Raw genomic sequence first — 8,452 nt, forward strand, 5'->3', positions numbered from 1 at the left:
CCCGAGCCCGAACGCCGCGCCCTGCAAGCGCTCTCCACCGCCGACGGCCCGCTCAGCACCGCACTCTGGGCCACCCTGCCCGGCGCCGGCGGCGAACGGACCGTCAAGTCCGCCGCCGACCTGCTGCCCCCGCCGCCCATGGCCGACCGCTGGCGGCTGCGCCCCGACGAGGTCGCCGACCGGGCCGCCGCCGACCGGCCGCCCGTCGACCACGCCGCCATGATGTGGGAGGTCGCCGGCGGCATCCCCGTCCGCGCCGACGGCGGCCCCGACCTCGCCGCCAGCGACCCCGAACGCCTCGCCCTGCTGCTCCGGCACGCCTCCGCGGGCGACCCGGCCTCCCCGATGCTCGACGAACTCGACCTGGTGCTGCACGCCGAACCCGCCACCGTCACCGCCGCGTTCCAGCGCGCCGAGGACGCCGGCGCACCCCGCACCGCCCTCGCCGAGGCGTGGCGGCTGGCCGCCCCCGACCGGGCCGCCCTCGCCCGCCCCGCCGACCGGGCCGCCGTCCTGCACGCCTGGCTCACCGGGCGCGACGCCGAATCCGCCGCGCACTGCGCGAAGCTCGCCGACGCGCGCTGGCACACCGTCTGGAACCGCCCCGCCGCCGGCCCCTGCATGACCGCCCCCGGCGTCGGCCCGCTCGCCGGCCGGCTGCTCCTCGCCGACGGCGCCGCACTGCACCTGTGCGACCCGGCGACCGGTGAACCGCGCTCCGCCGTCGGGCCGTTGACGCTCCGTCACCCCCGCGCCCTCACCGCCACCGCGTTCGGCGGGGCGCTGCTGCTCGACGCGTCCGGCGCCCTGGAGTCGCTCACCGTGGACGGCGCGGTCGGCGCACCCGCCGGCACCCTGGAGACGCTCGGCCCCGTCACCGCCGTGGCCGGCCACCACGACGCACTGGTGCTCGGCCTGCCCGACGGCTCCCTCACCCACCACGAGCTCTCCACCGGCCGCACCCACCGCCCCGAACCGTCCCTGCACGAAGGCCCCGTCACCGCGCTCGGCGTCACCGACGCGGACGGCGGCACCCTGGTGGCCAGCGGCGGCGAGGACGGCCGCGTCTGGACCTGGATGCCCGGCCGCCCCCCGCTGCCCGCCCCCGTCGACCAGCGGCCGCACGCCGTCACCGCCACCGCCCTCGCAGCGACCCCCGCGGGCCTGCTGCTCGCCGCCGCCTGGTCCGACGGCCTGCTCCGCCTCCGCCGCTGGGGCGAGCGCCACCGCGGCGCCGACATCCGCCTCGGCGCGCCCGTCCGCTCCCTCGCCGTCACCCCCGACGGCCTGGTCGTCGCCGCCCTCCCCGAGGCCGTGCTGGCCCTCACCCTGGCCGACCAGGGCGCGCCCGCGCCGCGCTGAACCGGGCCCGCGCCGCGCTGAACCGCGCCCGCGGTCCGGCCGGCGGGCCGTCAGCGGTAGATGGTGCCCGGCTCCGGGACGCCCGGGGCGAGCAGCTGCCCGACGGTGACGAAGGTGTAGCCCTGGCCGGCGAGCGCGTCGAGGACGGCGGGCAACGCGGGCACGGTGCCCTTGTGCAGCGGGTGCAGCAGGACGATGCCGTCGCGCCCGGCGCCGTCCAGGACCCGCTTGGTGATCAGTTCGGTGTCCTCGGTCGCGTAGTCCTTGGCGGTCACCGTCCACAGCACCTGGGCCATGCCGAGCTCCCGCGAGAGCTTCGACACCCGGTCGTCGGTGCGGCCCTCCGGCGGACGCATCAGAGTCGGCCGCTGCCCGGTGACCTCCGCTATGGCGTCCGCCGTCCGGACCAGCTCCTCCCGCACCTGCGCGTCGGGCACCTCGGTCAGCCGGGGGTGGTTCCAGGTGTGGTCGCCGATCTCGTGCCCCTCCCGCGCGATGCGCCGCACCACCTCGGGGTGGGCGTGGATGTCCCGCCCCTCCAGGAAGAACGTCGCCGGGGCGTGGTGCTGCGCCAGCAGGTCCATCACCCGCTCGGTCGGCTCGCCCGGACTGCCGTCGAAGGTCAACGCGATGCACTTGCGCAGGGAGCAGTCCACCTGCCCCGCCGACAGTCCCGCCTTCGCCCGCTTCCGGGCCTGCCCCGGATCGACCGTCACCATGGCGAAACTGCGGACGACCACCACCGTGACCAGCGCGGCGACGGCCAGCACCGCCACGCACAGCAGGACGTAGAACCTGGGTCGCCTCTTCGCCGTTCTCATTCGGTGAACCCTACGCGGCCCGACGCCCGAACCCCGAGGCCGGTCGGGGGCACGGCTCCGGGTCCGTTCGGGGGCGACTCCTCCGCCGGGTCGGCGACGGCAGCCCGGTGTTCCTGACAGCCTGTCAGAAGATGTGGCAGAACACCTGGTCGACCTCGTCACGACCCAGAACAGGGAGGCCGGCATGACCGCCGACCCGACCACCCCGACCACCCCGACCACCCGGCGGCGCCCGGTCCTGCGCGCCGCCGTCACGGCCGCCGTCGCCGCGGGCCTGCTCGCCGCGCTCGCCCCCGCCGCCGCGGCCCGGCCCCCGCCGCCCCGGCCGCCGCCGGCCCGCAGGGCGACTGGCAGGACGCCGACGCCGCCCTCGCCGGGATGACCGACCCCGGCTACTCGACCTCCGCCCTCGGCGCCGTCCGGGTGGACGGCCGCCCGGTGTGGAGCAACGCCACCGGCGTCGCCGACCTCGCGAGCGGCCGGCCCGCCGACCCGCGCGGCGCCTTCCGGATCGGCAGCGCCACCAAGACCTTCGTCGCCACCACCCTGCTCCAGCTCGTCGGCGAGCACCGCCTGGGCCTCGACGACCGCCTGGAGACCCTGCTGCCCGGAGCCGTCCCGAACAGCGGGACGATCACCGTCCGGCAGCTGCTCGACCACACCAGCGGCGTCGCCGACTACACCCAGGACCCGGCCTTCGCGTTCGACGACACCTGGCTGACCGGCGGCCGCTACACGTCCTACCGCCTGCGGGACTTGGTGGACCTCGCAAACAAGTACCCGCCCGCCTTCGCCCCCGGCCAGGACTGGCAGTACTCCAACACCAACTACATCCTGGCCGGGATGATCATCGAGAAGCTCACCGGCCACAGCTGGAACGACGAGGTCACCCGCCGCATCATCCGCCCGCTCCGGCTCACCGGCACCCGGATGCCCGGCGACTTCCCGTTCATCCCCGGCCCGCACGCCCACGGCTACCTCAAGTCCGCCGCCGGACCGGTCGACGTCACCGTGCTCAACCCCTCGATGGCCGGCTCCGCCGGCGGCGGCATCTCCACCGCCGCCGACCTGACCGCCTTCCTCGACGCCCTGCTCGGCGGCCGCCTGCTGCGCCCCGCCGAACTCGCCGCGATGAAGCAGACCTCCACGCACGGCGAGGGCCGGACGTACGGCCTCGGCCTCCAGCGCCTCGACCTCCCCTGCGGCGAGTTCTGGGGCCACGCCGGCGGCATCCCCGGGTACAGCACGATGATGCTGGCCTCCCCGGACGGCAGGCGCGAGTTCGCCGCGAACACCACCTTCTACGACGCCCCGGACGAGAACGCCGCCAACGCCGCCTGGCACCGGGTGACCGCGACCGCCCTGTGCGGAGCCCCCGCCGCGGCGGCCGGACCGGCCCTCGCCCGCACGACGCCGTGACGGACCGCCTACGCTGACCGGCAGCACGAGGCGCACACCGTCACCAGGAGGACCCACCATGGCCGAGCCGCTGATCGCCGCGGTCGCGGGCAGGACACCCGCCGTCGACCCGGACGCCTTCGTGGCGCCGACCGCGGTCGTGGTCGGGGACGTGCGGATCGCGGCCGGCGCGAGCATCTGGTACGGCGCGGTGCTGCGCGGTGACGCCGAGTCGATCACCGTCGGCGCGGGCAGCAACATCCAGGACAACTGCACCCTGCACGCCGACCCCGGCTTCCCGCTGGTGGTCGGCGAGCGGATCTCGGTCGGCCACAACGCCGTGCTGCACGGCTGCACGATCGAGGACGACGTACTGGTGGGCATGAACGCCACCGTCCTCAACGGTGCCCGGATAGGCGCCGGTTCGCTGGTGGCGGCCGGCGCGGTCGTCCCGCAGGGCATGACCGTCCCGCCGGGATCCCTGGTCGCCGGCGTCCCGGCCAGGATCCGCCGCGAGCTGACCGAGCAGGAGAAGGCCGGCATCACCGCCAACGGCACTGGCTACGAACTGCTCGCCACCGCCCACCGGGACCTCCGGCCGTCCGCCGAAGACCTGCCGGAGGGCCCCTGAGCCGGGGGCGGGGCCGCGCCGGTGCTCAGAAGACGGACAGGCCGGTGAGGGTGGTGAACCGGTCCAGGGCCCACACGCCCGCCACCGAGTTGCCGCGCCGGTCGAGTCCGGGGCTCCACACGCACAGGGTGCAGACGCCGGGCACCACCGCGACGATCCCCCCGCCGACGCCGCTCTTGCCGGGAAGGCCCACGCGGTAGGCGAACTCCCCGGCGGCGTCGTAGGTGCCGCAGGTGAGCATGACGGCGTTGACCCGCTTGGCCTGACTGGGCGTCAGCAGCATCGAGCCGTCGGCGCGGACGCCGCGCCGCGCCAGGAAGCCCGCGGCCGACGCCAGGTCCTGGCACGAGGCCGCGATCGAGCACTGGCGGAAGTAGGCCGCGAGGAGTTCCGGCACCGGATTGGCGATGTTGCCGTAGGAGGCCATGAAGTGGGCCAGGGCGGCGTTGCGGTCGCCGTGGGCGGCCTCCGAGTCGGCGACCTCCGCCACGAAGTCGACGGCCGGATTGCCGCTCTCCTCGCGCAGCAGGTCGCGCACCCGGCCGGCGGCGTTCCCGGTCAGCGTCTGCAGCCGGTCGGTGACCACCAGCGCGCCGGCGTTGATGAACGGGTTGCGCGGTACGCCGTTCTCGTACTCCAGCTGCACCAGGGAGTTGAAGGGGTTGCCGGAGGGCTCGCGGCCCACGCGTCGCCAGATCTCCTCGCCCTCCGACGCGAGCACCAGGGCCAGGGCGAAGACCTTGGTGATGGACTGCGTGGAGAAGGGCTCCTGCCAGTCGTTGACACCGTAGACCGTCCCGTCCGGTTCGGCGACGGCCATGCCGAAGCGCCCGGGGTCGGCCCCGGCCAGCAGCGGGATGTAGTCGGCGGGCCGGCCGCGGTCGGTGAGGGCCGCGACCTCGCTCCCGATCTGTTCCAGTACGCCGCCGAAACGGCCGGATCCGGAAGCGGTCACCGGGACCGTCGGGGTCGTCCCGGGAAGGTGCGGGCTGTCGGGCATGCAAGGCGTCCTACGGAAGAGGCGAGGGTGCGGAACGGGGCGGCCTGCGCTCGGAGTCGGCCCCGTCGAAGAGGGGCCGCGCGGCAGGCCGTTCCCCTGTCCAACGATCGCAGGTGCCCGTGATCCGGCCGCCGCCGGGGCCGCTCCGAGGCTCCGGCGGGTCGCGGCCGTCCCACCCCTGCGAGGTCCCCGGTCGGCACGGTGTGCCGTCGGCGGCGGGTGGGAGGATCTGCCGGTCGGCGGGGTACGAGTGGAGGAGTGTCAGCTATGGCGGTCGTCGAGCACGCCCGATTCGGGCGGTTGGACACCGGCGCGGTCGACGGCGCCGAGGTCATCTGGCAGGGGACCGGGGAGCTGGCGGGCGAGGAGGTGGAGGCCCTGCTGTGGGCCGGAGCCGCCGGTGAGCCGTCCGTCGAGGAACTGGACCTGCTGGCCGCCCGCCTCGACGGCCTGCCCGCGGCCGACGCGGCCGCGCGGGCGGCGCTGCGCGCGCACCTGGAGGAGGACCGCTACTTCATCGACTTCCACGTCGACGAGCTGGACGGCATCGAGGCGGTCGAGCGCCTGGTCCGGGAGGCGGCCGGTGCGGAGGTCGGGCCGGCGGCCTTCGTCGCCGCGCTCCGGCTGAACGGCGTCGGCCTGTGGCTGAACGGCCTCTCCGCCGGGACGCCGGTGGTGCTGGACTACGTGCTCGCGCCCGAGTTCAGCGACCAGATCCTCGCCGTCCGGATGACCGGGGACGGGGCGGTCGACTCGGTCGACTGGGAGAGCTGACGGCACCTGCGCGAGGTGGGTAGCCTTCCGCCGTGGCAAAGACCGTCAGGTACCTGGAGATGACCTCGCCGGAAGACCTCCGCCCGGCCCCCGTCGTGCCCGCCCTCGGGCTGCTGCGCGTCGACCGGTCCTCGCCGCTGGTCCGCAGCACCCAGGCACAGGTCGGGGAGGCGTACGGCTGGCGCAGCGCCACCTGCTCGGCGAGCGAGTGGGAGGCGGACCTCCGGGCGCACCCGCTGCGGCAGTACTGGCTGATCACGCACGGGCAGGAGCCCGCCGGCGTCGCCTACCTGGAGCCGGAGCCCGGCGGAGCCGTCGAGATCACCGCGTTCGGACTGCTCCCCGGCCACCTCGGCAAGCGCCTCGGCGGCTACGCCCTCACGCTCGCCCTCCAACAGGCCTGGGCCACCGAGCCGTTGGACGCCGACGCGCCGGGCCGGGTGTGGCTGCACACCTGCTCGACGGACCACCCGCACGCCCTGCACAACTACCAGCGGCGCGGCATGCGCCTCTACCGCACCGAGGTCCAGTAGCCGCCGCCACGGGAGGTCACCGCCACCGTCCGCCGTCCGGCGCCAGGGCCTCGTCCAGATGCCTCCGCACCGGCCCGAACAGCCCGTAGGGCACGGACGCGGCGGGCCGGGGCTTATCCGCGCACCAACTCGGCTGCCGCGTCACGCATGTGACGTCCGGTGCGCATCTTCCACGCCGGGCCCGGGAGCGCCGTCATGACGTGGCGGCAGATCGCCGGGCGGAGGGGCACCGGAAGCTCTTCGGCCGGTGACGTGCGCGTGAAGTCGGTCCCGGAGCGGAAATGTCCGACGTGGCGTCAATGACGCTTGCCGATGGGCAGATTCGTCGGATAAGAAGCGTGAATGCTTCGAGGTGAGAAGATCGGGCTGCGGGCCCGGCACGCGGAAGACCACCCGATTCTGCTGAGCGAGCTCTACAACGACGTGGAACTGTCCGCGCGTTCCGAGGGGCGGCCGTGGCGGCCGGTCGCTCCGGGGCCGAAGGATCCGAAGGCGATCGACGACGACCCGAGCATCGTCCAGTTCTCGGTGGTCGAACTGGGGACGGACACGCTGGTGGGCCTGGCCGGGGTCTGGGGCATCGACCTGCACCACCGGTCCGCGCATCTGGGGCTCGGGCTGCTGGGGGCGGCGCGGGGGAAGGGGTACGGCACCGATGTGGTGAACACGCTGTGCCGGTACGGGTTCGACGTGCGGGGGCTGCACCGGCTGCAGATCGACACGCTGGCGGACAACCACGCGATGATCCGGGCCGCCGAGCGGGTCGGGTTCGTACGGGAGGGCGTCCTGCGGTCCGCGGGCTGGGTGATGGGGGAGTTCCTGGACGCGGCCGTGTACGGGCTGCTGGCCGAGGAGTGGCGGTCGGCCGAGCGGCAGGAGTGACGGCCGGCCGGGCCGCTTCCGCCGGGTTCCGCCCGGCACACCGGCGCGGCTGATGATGCGATCACCTGACGATCCGCCCGATCTCGGGCGGATCGTTCGCGTTTGTGTACGGACAAGTGGGCCGAACGGGACCGAAACAGGGCCGGGCAAGGGCCTGTGTTGAAAGACGCCCGGAATGCGACGATCTTCAACCAAACACGGGGAGCCTCGCCATGTCCGGCTGCGGGGGGACCGAGTTTGATCACCGGAAGGACCTTCGGCGTCGACGGATCCGCCTGTCCTTCCCTTCGGCGGATGAGGCCCTACACGAATCAAGTCCGAAAAGAGAAGAGGAACGATGACTGACTACCGTGGCGGGGTCGATCAGGTGGAGAAAGCGTGCGCAGCCCTCGCAGGGCTCCCCGCCTCCCAGCGCCTCACTGAACTCGAACGACTCTGCCGCCGGACGGAGAAGATCCTCGGCCTCGCCGTCCTCGACACCGCGAGCGAGGTCTACGAACAGGGCGACGACGCCGCGCTGCGCCGCTCCCCGTACGCCTACGGCTACCTGCGCCGCACCCTCGGCTTCGGGACCGAACACCGAACGGACGGCTGACCGTTGTACACCTACCTGTGCCGGACCCGCTGGGGCGACATGGACGCCTTCGGGCACATCAACAACCTGAAGGTGCTGCAGTACGTCCAGGAGGCCGTCTACTGCCTGCTGTACGACGAGACCGAGGAGCAGGGGCTGTTCGAGGACGGGTTCATGATCGCCCGTCACGAGATCGACTACCGCGAGCCGCTCTACCACTGCTCCACCCCGCTCCCCGTGCAGATCTGGGTGGAGCGCCTCGGACGGGCGTCCATCAACACCACCTGCGAGGCCCGGCGCCACGGCCGGCTGGTCTTCGAGGCCCGGACGGTCACCGTGCCGACCGACGCCGAGACCGGGCGCAGCCGCCCCCTGCGCGACGTGGAACGCCGGCACCTGGACCGCTACCGGGTCCGCCCCACCGGCCCGCTCGCGACCGTCGCCCCCGTCGGTTGCGTACCCGTCCCGGCCACCGCC

General features: G+C 74.2%; 11 protein-coding genes. 9 read left to right on the forward strand and 2 right to left on the reverse strand.

Going from position 1 to position 8,452, the window contains the following annotated elements:
• On the forward strand, positions 1 to 1,362 hold a 1,362-nt coding region (locus tag KCH_RS46255), incomplete at its 5' end, for a WD40 repeat domain-containing protein (protein WP_035867661.1).
• A 50-nt stretch (positions 1,363 to 1,412) separates the two neighbouring features.
• Here the strand turns inward: KCH_RS46255 and KCH_RS28470 are convergent.
• The gene (locus tag KCH_RS28470; protein ID WP_035867663.1) at positions 1,413 to 2,183 is read right to left on the reverse strand and encodes a polysaccharide deacetylase family protein; all 771 of its coding nucleotides are present in this window, start codon (positions 2,181 to 2,183) and stop codon (positions 1,413 to 1,415) included.
• Positions 2,184 to 2,367: 184 nt separating this feature from the next.
• Between KCH_RS28470 and KCH_RS37945 the strand changes: the two genes are divergently transcribed.
• Genes KCH_RS37945 through KCH_RS28480 form a run of 3 tightly spaced genes read left to right on the forward strand, consistent with a single transcriptional unit; the run spans position 2,368 to position 4,212 of the window.
• Entirely contained in the window at positions 2,368 to 2,565 is a 198-nt protein-coding gene (locus tag KCH_RS37945; protein ID WP_157032223.1) for a hypothetical protein, read from the forward strand.
• Positions 2,562 to 3,602 carry a serine hydrolase domain-containing protein gene (locus KCH_RS28475; protein ID WP_051653550.1) on the forward strand — a complete coding sequence of 347 codons (1,041 nt, stop codon included), beginning with the start codon at positions 2,562 to 2,564 and terminating at the stop codon, positions 3,600 to 3,602. The genes KCH_RS37945 and KCH_RS28475 overlap by 4 nt, the downstream gene beginning before the upstream one ends.
• A 58-nt stretch (positions 3,603 to 3,660) precedes the next feature.
• Entirely contained in the window at positions 3,661 to 4,212 is a 552-nt protein-coding gene (locus KCH_RS28480; protein WP_035867665.1) for a gamma carbonic anhydrase family protein, read from the forward strand.
• Positions 4,213 to 4,237: 25 nt separating this feature from the next.
• On the opposite strand, the gene KCH_RS28485 is transcribed toward KCH_RS28480, so the two are convergent.
• On the reverse strand, positions 4,238 to 5,167 hold the full coding sequence (locus KCH_RS28485; protein WP_035874221.1) for a glutaminase: 930 nt from the start codon (positions 5,165 to 5,167) through the stop codon (positions 4,238 to 4,240).
• Positions 5,168 to 5,479: 312 nt separating this feature from the next.
• On the opposite strand from KCH_RS28485, the gene KCH_RS28490 reads away from it, so the two are divergent.
• The 5 genes from KCH_RS28490 to KCH_RS28510 form a co-directional block, all read left to right on the forward strand.
• Positions 5,480 to 5,986, forward strand: a complete 507-nt coding sequence (locus KCH_RS28490) for a DUF2004 domain-containing protein (protein WP_035867667.1) — start codon at positions 5,480 to 5,482, stop codon at positions 5,984 to 5,986.
• 32 nt (positions 5,987 to 6,018) lie between these two features.
• Positions 6,019 to 6,519: a GNAT family N-acetyltransferase gene (locus tag KCH_RS28495; protein WP_035867669.1), complete on the forward strand. Its 501-nt coding sequence runs from the start codon at positions 6,019 to 6,021 to the stop codon at positions 6,517 to 6,519.
• Positions 6,520 to 6,861: 342 nt separating this feature from the next.
• A complete protein-coding gene (locus KCH_RS28500; RefSeq protein ID WP_035867672.1) occupies positions 6,862 to 7,401 on the forward strand; it encodes a GNAT family N-acetyltransferase in 540 nt (179 codons plus the stop codon).
• 337 nt (positions 7,402 to 7,738) lie between these two features.
• Positions 7,739 to 7,996 carry a hypothetical protein gene (locus tag KCH_RS28505; RefSeq protein ID WP_157032224.1) on the forward strand — a complete coding sequence of 86 codons (258 nt, stop codon included), beginning with the start codon at positions 7,739 to 7,741 and terminating at the stop codon, positions 7,994 to 7,996.
• A 3-nt stretch (positions 7,997 to 7,999) separates the two neighbouring features.
• The coding region (locus tag KCH_RS28510; RefSeq protein WP_051653551.1) for an acyl-CoA thioesterase at positions 8,000 to 8,452 on the forward strand (453 nt) is incomplete at its 3' end.

It is taken from the genome of Kitasatospora cheerisanensis KCTC 2395, assembly GCF_000696185.1.
In the GTDB taxonomy this organism is placed as follows: Bacteria; Actinomycetota; Actinomycetes; order Streptomycetales; family Streptomycetaceae; genus Kitasatospora; species Kitasatospora cheerisanensis.